The following is a 14,671-nucleotide window of genomic DNA, read 5'->3' on the forward strand; positions in this document are numbered from 1 at the left end:
TCAACACGGTGCGTGCCTCGTCAATGGCCCTGCATTGCCGCGTTGCGCGGGCGACAGCGTGATCGCGGCCAGGCAGCGGCACTCGCGCCACTGCCCGTCAATGCCATCCACATCGCAATGCCCGTCGCGGTTCACCTGCACCCGCGCCGCATAGCCGCAGGCCCAGGGCATGCTCCAGCCAAAGGGAATGGTCAGCAGCGCGGCAGGGCGGGGCGCACGGCATGAGGGCCATGGCTTCACCGGCGCGGGCAGCATTCTCTGATGCATCTCCACACCAATCACCCAGGCCCAGAAAGTGCTCTGCGGGCACCGGTGCAGCGCCTCTGACTGCAGTTGCAGCACGGCCCCGCCGCCCGCCAACAGCGCCCTGGTGCAGGACTGCAGCGGACTGTGCCCGGCCCCCGCGCTGAGCTGCACCTGCCAACGCGGCATCAGCGCGTGCAGAGCCAGCGCCACATCTTCCGGCCCCGGCCGCAAGGGCATGCCTGGCGGCAGATCCACCGACTGCCACATCTCCCGCCGCAGCACGGCAGCGCAGCGCCTCACGCACCACCAGGCGCCATGCGGATCGGCCCTTCCCGCATCCGGCTGCCCCAGCGGCAGCCGCGACCAACAGGCCCGGCCCGATGGCGCGCGGGCGGCGTACTTCCAGCGCGCAGCGAAGTGCAGGCCGGGGGTGAAGTGGTGGGTGATGTGCATCGCTTCACTCATCGGTTCTGCGACTTTGGCCTGGGTGAACCGAACCGAAGGGTGTCTCGATACCGCAGCGGGCACCGATGCGCATGAGCGCCATACCCAAAGATGTTCGTGGTTCCTTGGTCTTGCCCAGTGCGAGGTCAGAAATCGTTGCTTGACCGCAGCCCACTTCGCGGGCGATCTGGCTTTGACTGACACCCTTCGTTGCAAGCTTGGCGAGGTAGTCTTTCCATTGCATGCACGCAGTCTAACGTTTAATCGTTAAAAGACAAACGATATATCGTTATCGGTTTTCCGTAAGCTTCGGCGCTATGTCCACAGATTTCGCCAAGCGTCTTAAAGCAGCTCGTGCTCATGCAGGTCTTACTCAAGAGGAGCTCGCCGCAAAGGCGGGGTTGAAGCAGTCCTCCATTGGGGATCTTGAGTCGAAGGGACATGGTTCCAAGCGGACTGCCACGATGGCAGCAGCGTGCGGAGTGAGCGCTCTTTGGCTGGAAAGCGGCGAGGGGGTGATGACGCCTGACGAGGCGGCGATGCTTGCTCAGCTTCCCCGCGGAATTCGGCGATACCCGGTGCTTACTTCCAGCCAGGCCGTTGCCCGAAGTGAAGCCGTCGAGGGCTTGGAGAGTCTGGGCACGGAAGTCTCTGCCAACGATGCGTCAGTTCATGCGTTCTTCCTCCAGTTGGCTGGCAACTCCATGACTCCGGAGTTCCGTGAAGGAGACCGTGTGCTGATCGATCCAGGTGTCAAACCTCAGCCTGGAGACTACGTGGCCGCCCAGGCGGGAAAGACCGAAGCCCTGTTTCGGAAATACCGGCTACACGGAAACGATAGGCTTGGTAATGAGGTGTTTGAGCTGATCCCGCTCAATCCAGACCATCCCGTCATGCGCAGTGACGAACATGGGCTTTCTGTGATCGGAACCATGCTGGAGTTGCGGCGGAAGTTTCCGCGACCTTTAGCCTAGGATCTGCCAGTATCCGCAGCTCCGTGAACGCCACCTTGGAAAGCAATGCGACACGGAGCATCTCCTCCGGACTGGACAACCGGCTTGGCTGGTGGTCCAGCTTCTCGTCTGATATCTACCCATTTGGTGACGCTCATCTGCTGCCTGCAGGTGTCGGCTTTGCAGCGGTTGCAGCCGCTTATTGCAGCTGGGCGAACTACCGCTCACCTAGTCATAGCGCTCTTTCAGAGCGCTAAAACAGTCACTTCCCCAATGACTGTTTTCAGGTCCGCAGCAGCCCCTCGCTAACAGGCAGTCACTGGGGATTCAGGAAGTCCGCTATCTCGGCCCGCGAATGAGTGCTGTCGCCCCTTTCCTGACAAACGCTCTTGCCCAAAGCGGTCATTGGCGTCGCTCGTTAGCGGTCGTTCGACGTAAAGAGCGTTCAATCCTTCATCTTCTGAACACAATGTCTGCTGTTGGCCGAATTCTGCCTCACGCGTCGGGGGGGCTACGCGCCCGGACCGGCCATCGATGTCCGTTCTTTGAACGTCGGCAACCGCTGCAAAGCAGACATTGCTCATCGAGACTCGAACGTCAGCATAGGGGCGATCTGTGACAGTTGAAGATCAGCCATCCTGCAGACATTGAAGCTAGCTGTGGTCAATTTTGACGATCCGCCAAGCATCCTGTACGCTGTAAAGAGCCAAAACTAGAGGGCGCAACATGAGCGACTGGGACTTTCTACATGACATGCATAGCCAAGGCTACTCTGCAGATGAAATTGCAGAGGCTGCAGCAGTTGGATACGCGCCATGGCAGGTCAAGTACATCGATTTCGGGGATCAGCCAAGGAAGTCATCTTCAGAGAAAAAAGCTGTAGTACAACCTTCCCAAGCATCACCTGCCGCTCAGACAGCCAAAGCAATACAAGCCATGGAAATGCTTAGGCAGGCTGGAATCCTCACTCGGCCTCAGTTCCTAGCTTGCAAAGCTGCCATTCTCAAGTGACAAAAAGATGCCCTCAGAGCACCTTTATGCTTCATGTTAGTACCGAAGCAATCTGGGGGTGCGTGGAAATCAACAATCCGGCCGTATTGAATCGGCTAAGTCAGCTTACTCCTTGTCAGCTGCCCCTTTTCACCTCGGTCCTCGAGCGTTAGTTCCTCAAGCCCTTGCGCGCGCGAGATTTGCGGCTGGTAGCCCAGTTCGCGTCGAGCCTTGTCGATGTTCAACGTCACCTCAACGGCCGAGGGCGCCAGTGCCTGCCGGGTGACCGGCGGGCGCCACCGTCCGCCGGTCAGTGACGACAGACGTTCGCAGACGCTGGCCACGGCCCGTACCACCCAGCCCGGCACCTCCTTGGTCGGGACAGAGCGTCCTTGGCTTTGTAGCAATGCGCTGATGAACGCACGAAACTCCACGATGTCGTCATCTGTGATGAAGTAGCAGGCGCCCGTCTCGCCAGCGATCAGCGCGCGCTCGATACCGTGCACCAGATTACCGATGTGCGTCGTTGACGTGCGATAGCGGCCACCATCGATCCAGGCGAACTTCCCAGCATCCACAGCCTGCAGCAGTTGCGGAAGCGCGGTCGTGTCGTCGCGTCCCCAGATGAAGCGCGGGCGGACGATGACGACGTCTAGTCCGTGCCGCGCAGCGGCAATCGCCTCGCGTTCCGCCAGAGCTTTCGTGGCGGAGTAGCCGCCGACCGGTCTGGTGGGGATGGATCGGCTTTCTTCGGCGTCCACCAGTGGGCTTCCGTCTAGGAGCACTGACTCCGTGCTCAGGTGCACAGCCCGCCGCACGCCTGCTCGCGCAGCAGCTGCGAACACGTGGCGCGTACCTATGACGTTCGTCTGAAACTGTGCGTCCGTGGAGAGACCGTGGTCCGTATCCGCTGCGGCGTGAATCAGGGCATCGCAGCCAGCCATGCCGGTGGCTAGATTCTCCGACAGCAGATCTCCCTCGAACGGATTCGCCCCTGACGCGCGAATCGTGTCCTGTGCAGCGGGGCTGCGCGCCAGCGCGATGACTTCGACACCTTGCGAGACGAAGTGGCGGATCAGGTTGCGACCGACATAGCCGCTTCCCCCCGTCAGGAACAGGCGGGCTGGCAATCGTGCGGGATGCGATTCAGGCAATTTAGAGACAACAGCGTTCATGACTCGATACGTACTGACGTGGTTAGTCCGCGGGCCGTCTTGTCGGCCCGGGCGGGATGGGAATTGATATGGGGTAGAGCGCCTCAGCGGGGCCGCTGAGGTCTCACGAATGAATCAAGTGCGACAGGCCGGTCGACCAGCCCTTCGATCTCGCGCAGCAAGCGATCTCGCTCCGCCTTCGGGAATGTGTGGAAGTCCAAGCTCTCCAACAGCTTGAGCCCTTCCAGCGCCAAGTAGGCAAGCAGCGCGCCCCTTGGTTGCGCCGCGTCACTCTGTACTGCGTCGATGACGGCAGCCTGATTCGCCTGCATCGACTCGCGCAGACTTGCGTCCTGCACCAGCGCGGCGCTGAGGCTCAGGGCAACGGCACGTTGTGCTGTTGGCAGCGGAGCGGCGGCCGCGGCAATCCGCCCGCGGACAGTCCGGGAATCGATCTCGCCGAGACGCTCCGCCGCTTCGGAGTTGAAGGCGTTGTCCCGGACCAGTGCCCGCTGAACGAGCGCCTGGATCAGAGCCTGCTTGGACCGGTGGTCGTACAGCACGCTCGCCTTGCTAACGCCAGCTTCGGTGGCGACGGACTCCAGCGTCAGCTTCGCAGGCCCGTCCCGAGCCACAACGACTTCTGCCGCGTCCAGCAGCTTGTCCTGATCTATTACACGCGTGCGTCCCATAAGCAATCAATTTATTTCCGACTGGACGGATATTAATTGATTTTGGGGTGCAGCGTCAAAATGTGCGGCAGGCCGCCATGCTCAGAGCGAAACGCCCTGAACTGCCGCCGCCAGCGGCTCGATGGCCGACATCTCCTGCTCATCCAATGCTACGGAGGCAGCCGCCACGTTCTCGGTGAGGCGCGCTCTACGGCGCGTGCCGGGAATAGGCACGACTGTCACGTCGAACTGCCTGGCGCGAGTCTGCAGCCAGGCGAGCGCCAATTGCGCCGTCGAGATGCCACGGGCTTTGGCAAGCGCTTCCAACCTCGCCACCAGCCTCGAATTCGACGCCTGGTTGTCTGACTGGAAGCGCGGGAAGTGTCGGCGGAAATCGTCTGCTGCCAACTGCTTGCCGAACGTAGCGCCGGTCAGGATACCCCGCCCCAATGGGGCGAATGGCACGATCGCGACACCCAGCGATGCTGCCAGCGGTGCGATCTCTTGCTCGATCTGGCGGCTGAACACCGACCATTCAGACTGCATCGCGGCGATGGGGTGGACGGCATGTGCTGCACGCAACTCTTTAGCACTGACCTCGCACAAGCCGAGCGCCCGAACCTTACCGGCCTTCACCAGATCCGCCATCGCGCCCACCGAATCTTCCATGGGCACGTCAGGTGTGCGGCGGTGCATGTAGTAGAGGTCGATGGTGTCAATACCAAGACGCCGCAGCGATTGATCGACCGCATGCCGGATGTAGTCTGGGCGATTGCTGAGGCTCCAGTCATCGGGCCTCTCGACCGTACGCGTGTAGCCGAACTTGGTGGCGATCACCACGCGCTGCCGGTTGGCCTTCACAAACGGCGCGAGGAACGATTCGTTGGCGCCCAGACCGTACATGTCTGCGGTATCGAACAGCGTCACACCCAAGGCGAGCGCCCGTTCCAGTGTTGCTCGTGCCTCTTCGGTGTCAGTGGCGCCATAAAATTCGCTCATACCCATGCAGCCTAGACCCTGGATGCCCACGAGTGGGCCGTCTATGCCGAGATGAACGCAAGGGAGTTTTGTGGGAGGAGATTGCATGGCGTTGGATCCAGGTGGAAAAATCATTGTTATAAGCACGTAGTTAACTACGTGGTCAAGGAGACGGCATGCTGTTGTCGGAGTTTGCTAAGGAGGTGGGGTTGTCGCCCGAGACGGTCCGCTTCTATGTGGGGAAGGGCCTGCTGAAGCCGCGTCGCGGCGTGCTGGGTGGCAGCAACCCGTACCAAGTGTTCTCTGCCGATGACGTGACCGCGGTGCGGATGATTCAGCTGCAGAAATCGCTGGGCTATACGTTGAGCGAGATCTCGGCGCTCAACCGCGAGTACCGGCAGGGTGCAAAGTCCGCCGCACGCACGGGGCAGGTCCTGCGGCACCAGATAGACAAGTTGCAATCGCAGCGCGCAGCACTCGATGCAGCTCTCACCTTCTTGACCGAGAAGCTGGCATGGGTCGAAGCCGGCAAGCCTGGCGATGCGCCCCATTTCCCGTGCTGAGCCTCCTTGGTTTGGGGCCAGCACCATCTATTTCGGCATCAACGCGAGTTCAGCGGCGAAGCTGCTGCTTGGGAAGCACGACAGGGGTATCCGCTGTTCAAGACCCTCTCCGTGTCCATCCGGCTAAATGCCAACTGAAAGCAAGACTGTGGCTCCGCAGGCAGAAGGCACCAGTCTGGCAAATGCGCTCTTAACGAGCTCAGCCCACTTTTTGGCACTTACCAATGTCCGCTGTGGGTCGAGAACCGTCGTCTGATTGTTTCCGCTGAACGTCGGCAATCAGCCTGAAGCCATCGCTCGAAAGTCTTCGCGCGACAACTACAAAAAGGGCAGTTGATGAAAAACATACTGCGAAGGGGCGCGATCATGGCTTTGCTGGCAACTCTGGGATGCAGCCAGTCGCCGAGTGGGCGGTGGGAAGCGACGCAAAGCGTCGATGTTCTGCTGAAGAAAGGCGATCCACAGACGGTGGCATTTGTCCTCAACGCAGGGGACGTTTGCGCACTCGGCCAGCAGTGGAGCTTTGAAAAGGAGCTGCGCTACAAGGAAGTGATCTGCCCCCAAGGCAACGGCTGGATCACTTCCGACACGCCGTTCAAAAAGCTGGGCGGCTGAGTTGGCAATGGGGCGAGTGCTCGCAGCGCCCCTCAGAAGCTATGCATCAACCCCGCAGTCACCCCCGTAGCCACATCCTTGTTCTGCCCGCCCTGAAACCCTCCACTCCAATGCGTGCGGTCCAGCTCCGCATACAGCTTGCTGCGGCGTGACAGCTTGTATTCCGAAAACAGCAGGGCGCGGGTGTAGCCGTCTGCGGCGCGGCCGCTGCGTTCGCGTTCCACGCGGTACAGGGCGGCGGTCAGGTCCAGCGTGCTGCGGGCGGACCAGGTGGCGCCCAGCGAGTGCACGCGCTGCACGGTGCGGCTGGTGGTGGCGTTGGTCTGGCCGTCGCTGCGCGCGGTGTTCAGTGCAAGGCGCAGGTTGTCCCATTTGTAGCTGGCGCCCAGGGTGGCGGCTTTCAGCTCCCACTGGTCTGCGGTCTTGAAGCGTTGGTAGGCGCCGGAGACGGTCCATGTCTGCGTGCCATAGGCCAGGCCTGCGCCGGCCGATGAGCGGGCGGAGCCGCCTTGCGCCGTCTCGCCAAAGCTGTACATGGCGCGGGCGGTGAGGCCGCCGAAGCGGCCGGTGTACTTGACCGAGTTGTCCAGCCGGTAGGAGCCCGTGGTGGCGCCCGTGCTGCCGTATTCCACGCCCAGGCCGTGGCTGCTGAGCGCGGCGGTGGCGATGTTGGGGTTGAAGGCGGCGAAGCGCATGCCCACGGGGTCCACGGGGCTGATGGCATCTGCCAGCAGGTTGGTCTGGCGGCCGGCCGTGACCTGGCCCCAGCCGCCGCCCAGGCCCACGATGGCTGCGCGGTCGAAGAATTTGCTGGAGTTGGCGGTGGTGCCGGTGTCCAGGTTCAGGCCGGTTTCCAGGTTGAACAGGGCGTACATGCCGCCACCCAGGTCTTCGCGGCCCCGAAACCCGAAGCGGCTGGTGGTGTTGACGCCGCTGGACAGCGCGGCGCCCGAGGTGTTGCTGGCCGCATTGGCGGCGGTAAGGCCGCTGGTGTAGCGCACGCCGGTATCGGCAATGCCGTAGAGCGTGATGCTGGATTGCGCAAGGGCCGACAGCGGTGCAGCGGCGAGGGTGATCAGCGCCAGGGTTTTGGTGTTCATGGGTGTGGCGAGGGTGATAGGGCTGGGCAGCGGCATACCGCAGCAGTGCCGTTGCAGCGTCGCTGAATGGAGGTCGAACCGGGGAGGGGTGAAGGCCCCCTGTGTGTCGAGGGCCTTGAGTGCCTTGAGTGCCTAGTGGGCCTTGAGGGCTCGGGGGGGCCTGCCGTCAGGGCTTGGCCGCCGGCTCCATGCCCGTGCTGCGCACGATGGGTGCGGCGGCGGGGGCTGCCAGGAAGCGGATCAGGTGGCGCGCCGTGTCAGGGCTCTTGGCGCCGGTGGCCACGCCTGCGGAGAAGAAGACGCGCTGCTGCACTTCATCGGGCAGGGGGCCGACGAATTCCAGTTCCTTGAACGGCAGCAGTTCGCTGACCTGCTGGAAGCCGATGTCCGCATCGCCACGCAGCACCACGGCGCCCACGCGCTCGCTGAGGATGCGGGTGGCCTTGCCCTTCATCTGCTCGGCCACGCCCAGGCGGGGAAACAGTTCGTTGGCCAGATAGGTGCCGCTGGCGCTGGCCGAGTAGGCAATGGTCTTGGCATCCAGCAGGGTCTGCTTGAGCGCGTCCACGGTGCTGATGTCGGGCTTGGGCGTGCCCTTGCGCACGCTCATGCCGATCATGGAGCGCGCCAGATCCACGCGGCTGCCCGCTTCCACCTTGCCTTGGGCGGCCAGATTGTCCAAGGCTCCATCCGCGAGGATGACGATATCGAACTGCTCGCCCCGCGCCAGGCGGCTGGGAATGGAGTCCTGCGCATTGCCCATGGAGGCGCCGCGCGAGGTGACGACCTTGTGGCCCGTTGCCTGCTCGTACAGGGGAATCAACTGGTCATAGGCGGCAGAGAAGCCGCCCGAGGTGACCACGCGGATTTCATCTGCGCTGGCCGTGGAGGGCGTGGCAGCGCCCAGGGCCAGGCCCAGGCTGAGGGCGCCGCCCAGCAGCGCGCCCAGGGCGCGGCGGCGCAGGGTGGATGGCACGGAGGACTGCAGAGAGGACTGCTGGGGGGTGGAACGGATGGCGGTCATGGTTTGTCTCCTGGTTTTTTATGGTTGGGGAACGGCTAACGGCTGCCGAGGGAATCAATCGGCGGTGATTTTTCGCTCGCGGATGATGCGGCCCCACTTGGCGTGCTCGGCGGCGATGAACTGGCCGAGTTCCTCGCGGGTGCCCGGGGCGGCGGTCTGGCCGTGCTTGAGCAGGTTGTCGCGCACTTCGGGGGTGTTCAGCACCTTGACCAGCTCGGTGTTCCAGCGGTCCAGCAAGGGCTTGGGCGTCTTGGCGGATGCCACGAAGGCATACCAGTTGGTGGCGTTGAAGCCGGGGAAGCTCTCGGCCACGGTGGGTACGTTGGGCAGGTAGGCCGGGCGCGTGAGGCCCGTGGTGGCCAGCGGGATCAGCTTGCCCGATTCGATGTGGGGCAGGGCCGTGGGCGGGGCTGCGTAGAAAGAGGTCACGCGGTTGCCCAGCACGTCCTGCAGGGCGGGCGCGCCGCCCTTGTAGGGCACGTGCAGGGTATCGATCTTGGCGACATCGTTGAGCAATTCACCGGCCAGGTGCGATGCGGAGCCGGGGCCGGTGGAGGCGAAGTCCAGCTTGCCGGGTTCGCGCCTGGCCTTGGCCACGTATTCGCCCAGGGTCTTGATGCCGGTGGCGGCAGGCACGACGAGCACGTTGGGGAAGTTCACGCCCATGGTGATGGGGGCCAGGTCCTTGAGCGGGTCGTAGCCGATCTTCATGAAGTGCGGCGCAATGGCCAGCGGGCCGATGGAGCCGAAGAGCAGCACCGAGCCGTCGGACGGGCCATTGGCCACCTGCGTGTGGGCCAGGTTGCCGCCTGCGCCGGGCTTGTTTTCCACGACCACGCTCTGGCCGATGTTCTCGCCCAGCTTCTTGGCGATGATGCGCGCGGCAATGTCGGCCGAGCCGCCTGCGGCGAAGCCGACCACCATGACCACGGGTTTCTTGGGGGGGAAGTCCTGGGCCTGGGCGGTGCCCACGGCCAGGGAAAGAAGGGCGGCCAGGGCGCCGCCTGCGATCAGTCTGCGTTGGTGCATGTCGTCTCCGTTTGTTGGTCTTGCCTGCCCGCAGGGGGCAGCGTTATCAAGGGCGCCATCCTATGCAGCGGGTGTTATTCTGTGAATTGCAACTTTTGGAAGGACTGTTGCGTGCAGCGCATCAAATTCGACATGGGGGAATTGATCGCCTTCGTGACCACGGCCGAGAAAGCCAGCTTTCGCCTGGCCGCAGAAGCGCTTTTCCTGTCGCCGCCTGCCTTGAGCCGGCGGGTGGAGCGGCTGGAGTCCGTGCTGGGCGCGCGGCTGCTGGAGCGCACCACGCGGCGTGTGGAACTGACCGAGGTGGGCCATGAATTCCTGCAGGAGGCGCGCAGGGCCCTGGCCGGCCTGGACGAGGCCGTGCAGCGCGTGGATGACCAGCTGAAGCTGCGCCGTGGCCGGGTGACGGTTGCCTGCGTGCCTTCGGTGGCCACCAATCTGCTGCCGCCCGTGCTGAAGACCTTTGCCGTGGAGCAGCCCGATGTGCAGGTGCACGTCATCGACGAGAGCGCACAGCAGGTGGTGGAGGCCGTGCTGCGCGGGGATGCGGACTTTGGCCTGAGCTTCACGGGCAGCCAGGAGCCGTCGCTGCGATTTGAGGCGCTCACGCGCGAGCGCTATGTGCTGGCCATGCCGCGCAGCCACGCCTGGGCCGCGCGCAGCCAGGTGGAGTGGGCCGAGCTGGCGGGCAAGCGCCTGGTGTCCGTCTCCCACAAGAGCGGCAACCGGCTGTTGCTGGACCAGGTGATGGCCGGCCTGCCCGAGCAGCCCGTGGCCTGGCACGAGTGCAACCACGTCACAGGCGCCCTGGCCCTGGTGGAAGCCGGCCTGGGCCTGGCCGCCGTGCCCCAGCTGGCCCTGCGGCAGGACCACGCCCAGGTCTGCGGCGTGCCCCTGACCGCGCCCGATGTGTGGCGCACGCTGGGCCTGCTGCAAAGGCGTGACCGCGTGCTGGGGCCGGTGGCGCAGGCGTTGCGGGAGTGCCTGGTGCAGGCACACATCCTTCAAGGCTGAGCTGCACCACGCTTTGCATATGCGGCATATGCGGCATATCGGGCCTGCAATGCCGCCTCGTTCCTGGCTTCATTTGGCTGAATCAAGGGCGGCAAGCGCCTGTATGCCGGGATTTGCTGCGCCTATGGTGCTGGCCGTGGCAATTTTTTGCACTTTGGCGCATGAGATTTGACTGTGTGCGCAACGGCATCGCGTACGGCCCCTGCAAACGCCCACATAACCTGAAAAATCCACAGGCGAGGCGTACGCCGGTCTACCGCGCACAGTTGCCACTCCCATGGCAATTGCGCAAGCCCGGTGCGCCGCGTTTTCGCACGCAGGCCAGGGACTTTCTTTTCAGCAACAGCCCGTCATTGGAAATAGCCACCGAAGGCAAGCCAGGCAGCGCTTTTTTTCAGATTGCACCAATGACAACACTGCCATGAGCGAATTCACAGATAGCTCCCGTCCTTATATCGACTACACCAAGGCCTTCAACCGGCAAATGGCCAATGCCATGAACAGCCGACAGGCAGATGTACTGGTGCTCACGCCCCAGGAGTACGTGGGCATCCTGCAGGACAAGGCCCGCCGCGACCCGCGGCTGGCCGAGCGGTTGCATGGCATCCTGGCGCAAAGTGCACTGGGGCGGTACTGGCGCCAGACAGTCAGCCCCGGTGCCGAAAAGCCCGTAACCCTTCCTGCGGCATTGGCTGCAACCGACAGCTATCTGATCGCCAAGACACTGATCGCACTGGGTATTGCCGGGGCAGGTACCTACATCAAGACAACGGCCAAGGGCTCCTACATCATCATCAAAGGTCGAGCAGGCTTTCGGCATCAGTTGCTGCAGGGCACACGCTTTTTGGCCACGCACCCACGCATGATCCAGATGGGCCTGGGAATGCGTGGCCTGCAGAACGTGGCCAAGGGCGGCTTCATCCTGAGCATCGTTGTTTCCACTGCCGTCGAGACGCTGGACTTCATCTTCAATGACGAGAAGACCATGCATGATCTGGTGGGCGGGATTGGGGTGGAAGCGGTGAAGGCAGGGCTGGCGACCTCGATAGGACTTATAGCTGGATTCATGGTGCCGATAGTCACGGCTGTCGCAGTCGCTCCTTTGTTTACCATGGCTGTGGTTGTATTTGTTTCTGGAATTGCCTTGAATATGATGGACAGAAAATTCAAAATAAAGGAAAGAGTTATTGATTCCCTGAAAAGTATTCCTGGGGGAACTGATGTCGGGCTGTATTTGTTGAAATCCGATGAGTGCAAGCCGCTCGGAGCGCCTGACTTAAATTTGAACATGGTTTCTTATAGAATCAAATGAATGATAAAAAATGCATGATTTAAAAAGAATTCGTGGGATGATCATTTGGGTAATACCGTTTTGCATCGGTCTCTTGTTGATGGGGTTGTGGGTTTTGGATGTTGGTTTGATTTCTGCAATAGAGGAAATTTCGGAGAGATCGGCGATGGTAAGAATAACTCCCGGAGCACCTCTGTCAATTTACATCATCATCATTTCAATTATTGTGGCTATTGGTTCAGTGCTTAAAGCCATTCCATGCGGTGCTTCGGTGGCGAAAATTATTGACCGCATTTTTTGCATGAGCAATATATTTGGAGCCTCCTTGGTTGCTGTTTGTATTTTCGTGCTTACTCCGCTGCAATACTACGCTATGCCAAAAATGGGTTATGTGCGGTGCAATATTTTGGAAGATCACCCCAATATGTATTTCACTGATTGGGTCAAAAAACCAGAATGGTGCGTGCGTGGAAAAAGTAGGGAGTGGGTCAGGGAGCAGGCCGCGGTTGGCAGATAAGAAGAGGCTCTGAGCAAGCACTCAGTACTGGCCCAGCAAGACGGGTGCGCTGGAGGCCTATGGCAAGCAGACCCAGGCCGGGTTGCTGATGGGGCTGGAGTACGCCACGGGCGGCAGCATGGCGGTGAGTGGTCGGAAGCTGGTGGTGATCGAGAAGGACGACCAGAGCAAGCTCGACTTGGGCAAGAGCCTGCTGGCCACGGCGTATTCCGATGACAAGGCCGATGGGTAAGAGGGGCGGGATCAAGCCTGAGCATGAGTGTGGCTCATGCATATGTGAATTAAAACCATTTTACTTCATCGATTTGCATCCATACCATTCGCTCCCATTGTTCGTTTGCATTTGGGAAGCAGTCATGGTCATCACCACACCCTCGGATCGCATGGAGGCCAGAGCCGGCTCCCGCGTTGAACTTGGCCATCTCGCGTGAAAGCAGCCATGTCACGTCCGCTCCGTCTGGTCGCCGTTTCCGGTGGACTGCAACGCCCCTCCAAATCTGCCGCCCTGGCAGAGCATCTGTCTGATCTGATCGCCGACGAAGTTCCGTGCGAACAACGCCTGGTGGAACTGGGCCAGCTCGCGCCGCAGCTTGCCGGCGCGGTGTGGCGCTCGCAGTTGCCCGAGAGGGTGGAGCGTGAGCTTGCGGCGGTGGAGCAGGCGGATGTGCTGGTGGTGGCCACCCCGGTCTTTCGTGGCGCCTACACCGGGTTGTTCAAGCACTTCTTCGACTTCGTCCGCCAGGACGCCTTGATCGACAAGCCCGTGCTGCTGGCGGCCACCGGTGGCAGCGAGCGCCATGCCCTGGTGATCGACCACCAGCTGCGGCCGCTGTTCAGCTTCTTCCAGGCGCGCACGCTGCCGCTGGGCGTCTACGCGACCGACAAGGATTTCGTGGACTACCGCCTGCACGACGAGGCCCTGATACAGCGGGCCGCACTGGCGGTGCAACGGGCATTGCCGCTGGTCGAGCTGGTGCACCGCGCCAGGCCCTGCCTGGCCGAGGAAATGGCTGCGGCCTGAGTCAACCCACTTTTTTATTTCTAAATCAGGTCATTGGATCACCATGAACGCAGAACTGCACTTCAGCCTCAAGAGCATCCGTTTCGATGAGAACTATCACCCATCGGACAGCACGCGCATTACGACCAACTTTGCCAATCTGGCCCGGGGAGCAAGCCGGCAGCAGAACCTGCGCCATACGCTGAGGATGATTGACAACCGCTTCAATGACCTGGCGCATTGGGACAATCCGACGGGAGACCGCTATTCAGTCGAGCTGGACATCATCTCCGTAGAGATGGGCATGGGTGCGCAGATGGGAAGTGGCGTATTTCCGTTGATCGAGATATTGAAGACCAGCATTCTCGACAGAAAATCGAACAAGCGCATAGCCGGCATTGCAGGGAATAATTTTTCATCCTACGTGCGTGACTATGACTTCAGTGTTCTGCTGCCGGAATACAACATCAACCGCCAGGAGTTCAGCACGCCAGACGATTTTGGCGACCTGCATGGCAAGCTGTTCAAGCAATTCGCCCGTTCGAGCACGTACAGGGAGCACTTCAACAAGCCTCCGGTCATCTGCATCAGCGCCTCTACCAGCAAGACCTATCAGCGCACCGGAAACCAGCATCCCGTACTCGGTGCCGAGTATCAGCAAAATGAGTTGTCATCGACGGACCGGTATTTTGGGAAGATGGGAATGCAGGTTCGATTTTTCATGCCGCCCAATAGCGTTGCACCCCTGGCTTTCTATTTTCAGGGCGACCTGCTGGCCGACTACACGAATCTTGAGTTGATCGGCACCATCAGCACCATGGAAACCTTCCAGAAGATTTACCGCCCCGAGATCTACAACGCCAATTGCGCGGCAGGAAAAATCTATCAGCCGAGCCTGAAGAACCATGATTACTCGTTGACGCAGATTGTCTATGACCGCGAAGAGCGCAGCCAGCTGGCCGTCAAGCAGGGCAGGTTTGCGCAGGAGCATTTCATCAAGCCGTACAGGAATGTTCTTGAGCAATGGGCTGCCGATTGCGCGCTCTGACCGGCCAGACAGACAGACAGACAGACAGACAGAC

At 61.4% G+C, this 14,671-nt stretch carries 17 protein-coding genes and 1 pseudogene; 10 read left to right on the forward strand and 8 right to left on the reverse strand.

Translation table 11 applies throughout. The features are described 5' to 3' along the window. Positions 1 to 699, reverse strand: a complete 699-nt coding sequence (locus ACUTR7_RS07890) for a hypothetical protein (protein WP_216295704.1) — start codon at positions 697 to 699, stop codon at positions 1 to 3. A 4-nt stretch (positions 700 to 703) separates the two neighbouring features. Further along, positions 704 to 934: a hypothetical protein gene (locus ACUTR7_RS07895; protein WP_216295705.1), complete on the reverse strand. Its 231-nt coding sequence runs from the start codon at positions 932 to 934 to the stop codon at positions 704 to 706. Between the two features lie 73 nt (positions 935 to 1,007). Here ACUTR7_RS07895 and ACUTR7_RS07900 point away from each other — a divergent pair, with 73 nt between their 5' ends. Both ACUTR7_RS07900 and ACUTR7_RS07905 read left to right on the forward strand, forming a co-directional pair. Continuing rightward, positions 1,008 to 1,664, forward strand: coding sequence for a LexA family protein (locus tag ACUTR7_RS07900; RefSeq protein ID WP_216295706.1), 657 nt, complete (start codon positions 1,008 to 1,010; stop codon positions 1,662 to 1,664). 705 nt (positions 1,665 to 2,369) lie between these two features. Continuing rightward, the gene (locus tag ACUTR7_RS07905) at positions 2,370 to 2,654 is read left to right on the forward strand and encodes a hypothetical protein (protein WP_080736823.1); all 285 of its coding nucleotides are present in this window, start codon (positions 2,370 to 2,372) and stop codon (positions 2,652 to 2,654) included. 95 nt (positions 2,655 to 2,749) lie between these two features. On the opposite strand, the gene ACUTR7_RS07910 is transcribed toward ACUTR7_RS07905, so the two are convergent. From ACUTR7_RS07910 to ACUTR7_RS07920, 3 genes are all read right to left on the reverse strand, one after another. Beyond that, positions 2,750 to 3,808: an NAD-dependent epimerase/dehydratase family protein gene (locus ACUTR7_RS07910; RefSeq protein WP_445608531.1), complete on the reverse strand. Its 1,059-nt coding sequence runs from the start codon at positions 3,806 to 3,808 to the stop codon at positions 2,750 to 2,752. 83 nt (positions 3,809 to 3,891) lie between these two features. Beyond that, complete coding sequence (locus ACUTR7_RS07915; protein WP_034391616.1) at positions 3,892 to 4,479, reverse strand: TetR/AcrR family transcriptional regulator; 588 nt, start codon at positions 4,477 to 4,479, stop codon at positions 3,892 to 3,894. A gap of 81 nt (positions 4,480 to 4,560) precedes the next feature. Continuing rightward, complete coding sequence (locus ACUTR7_RS07920; protein WP_445608532.1) at positions 4,561 to 5,571, reverse strand: aldo/keto reductase; 1,011 nt, start codon at positions 5,569 to 5,571, stop codon at positions 4,561 to 4,563. A 41-nt stretch (positions 5,572 to 5,612) separates the two neighbouring features. Here ACUTR7_RS07920 and ACUTR7_RS07925 point away from each other — a divergent pair, with 41 nt between their 5' ends. Then, a complete protein-coding gene (locus tag ACUTR7_RS07925) occupies positions 5,613 to 5,999 on the forward strand; it encodes a MerR family transcriptional regulator (protein ID WP_034391618.1) in 387 nt (128 codons plus the stop codon). Between the two features lie 366 nt (positions 6,000 to 6,365). Beyond that, a complete protein-coding gene (locus ACUTR7_RS07930; protein ID WP_445608533.1) occupies positions 6,366 to 6,614 on the forward strand; it encodes a hypothetical protein in 249 nt (82 codons plus the stop codon). A 32-nt stretch (positions 6,615 to 6,646) separates the two neighbouring features. Here ACUTR7_RS07930 and ACUTR7_RS07935 read toward each other — a convergent pair whose 3' ends face one another. The 3 genes from ACUTR7_RS07935 to ACUTR7_RS07945 all read right to left on the reverse strand — a co-directional run bounded on the left by ACUTR7_RS07935 (position 6,647) and on the right by ACUTR7_RS07945 (position 9,767). Continuing rightward, positions 6,647 to 7,750 carry a porin gene (locus tag ACUTR7_RS07935; RefSeq protein WP_445608534.1) on the reverse strand — a complete coding sequence of 368 codons (1,104 nt, stop codon included), beginning with the start codon at positions 7,748 to 7,750 and terminating at the stop codon, positions 6,647 to 6,649. Between the two features lie 130 nt (positions 7,751 to 7,880). Continuing rightward, positions 7,881 to 8,738: a substrate-binding domain-containing protein gene (locus ACUTR7_RS07940; RefSeq protein ID WP_445608535.1), complete on the reverse strand. Its 858-nt coding sequence runs from the start codon at positions 8,736 to 8,738 to the stop codon at positions 7,881 to 7,883. Positions 8,739 to 8,792: 54 nt separating this feature from the next. Next, positions 8,793 to 9,767 carry a Bug family tripartite tricarboxylate transporter substrate binding protein gene (locus tag ACUTR7_RS07945; protein WP_013803335.1) on the reverse strand — a complete coding sequence of 325 codons (975 nt, stop codon included), beginning with the start codon at positions 9,765 to 9,767 and terminating at the stop codon, positions 8,793 to 8,795. A gap of 111 nt (positions 9,768 to 9,878) precedes the next feature. Between ACUTR7_RS07945 and ACUTR7_RS07950 the strand changes: the two genes are divergently transcribed. From ACUTR7_RS07950 to ACUTR7_RS07975, 6 genes and pseudogenes are all read left to right on the forward strand, one after another. Beyond that, complete coding sequence (locus tag ACUTR7_RS07950) at positions 9,879 to 10,781, forward strand: LysR substrate-binding domain-containing protein (protein ID WP_445608536.1); 903 nt, start codon at positions 9,879 to 9,881, stop codon at positions 10,779 to 10,781. Positions 10,782 to 11,202: 421 nt separating this feature from the next. Then, positions 11,203 to 12,093, forward strand: a complete 891-nt coding sequence (locus ACUTR7_RS07955; RefSeq protein WP_445608537.1) for a hypothetical protein — start codon at positions 11,203 to 11,205, stop codon at positions 12,091 to 12,093. A 10-nt stretch (positions 12,094 to 12,103) separates the two neighbouring features. Then, positions 12,104 to 12,589, forward strand: a complete 486-nt coding sequence (locus ACUTR7_RS07960; protein WP_445608538.1) for a hypothetical protein — start codon at positions 12,104 to 12,106, stop codon at positions 12,587 to 12,589. A gap of 34 nt (positions 12,590 to 12,623) precedes the next feature. Beyond that, positions 12,624 to 12,815 (forward strand): annotated as a pseudogene (locus ACUTR7_RS07965) (ABC transporter permease); the annotation flags it as partial. 213 nt (positions 12,816 to 13,028) lie between these two features. Beyond that, positions 13,029 to 13,610 carry an FMN reductase gene (gene msuE / locus ACUTR7_RS07970; protein ID WP_445608539.1) on the forward strand — a complete coding sequence of 194 codons (582 nt, stop codon included), beginning with the start codon at positions 13,029 to 13,031 and terminating at the stop codon, positions 13,608 to 13,610. A gap of 43 nt (positions 13,611 to 13,653) precedes the next feature. Then, a complete protein-coding gene (locus tag ACUTR7_RS07975) occupies positions 13,654 to 14,637 on the forward strand; it encodes a DUF1852 domain-containing protein (RefSeq protein WP_445608540.1) in 984 nt (327 codons plus the stop codon). Positions 14,638 to 14,671: the final 34 nt, after the last annotated feature.

Source organism: Delftia sp. NA_296.1 (assembly GCF_052692095.1).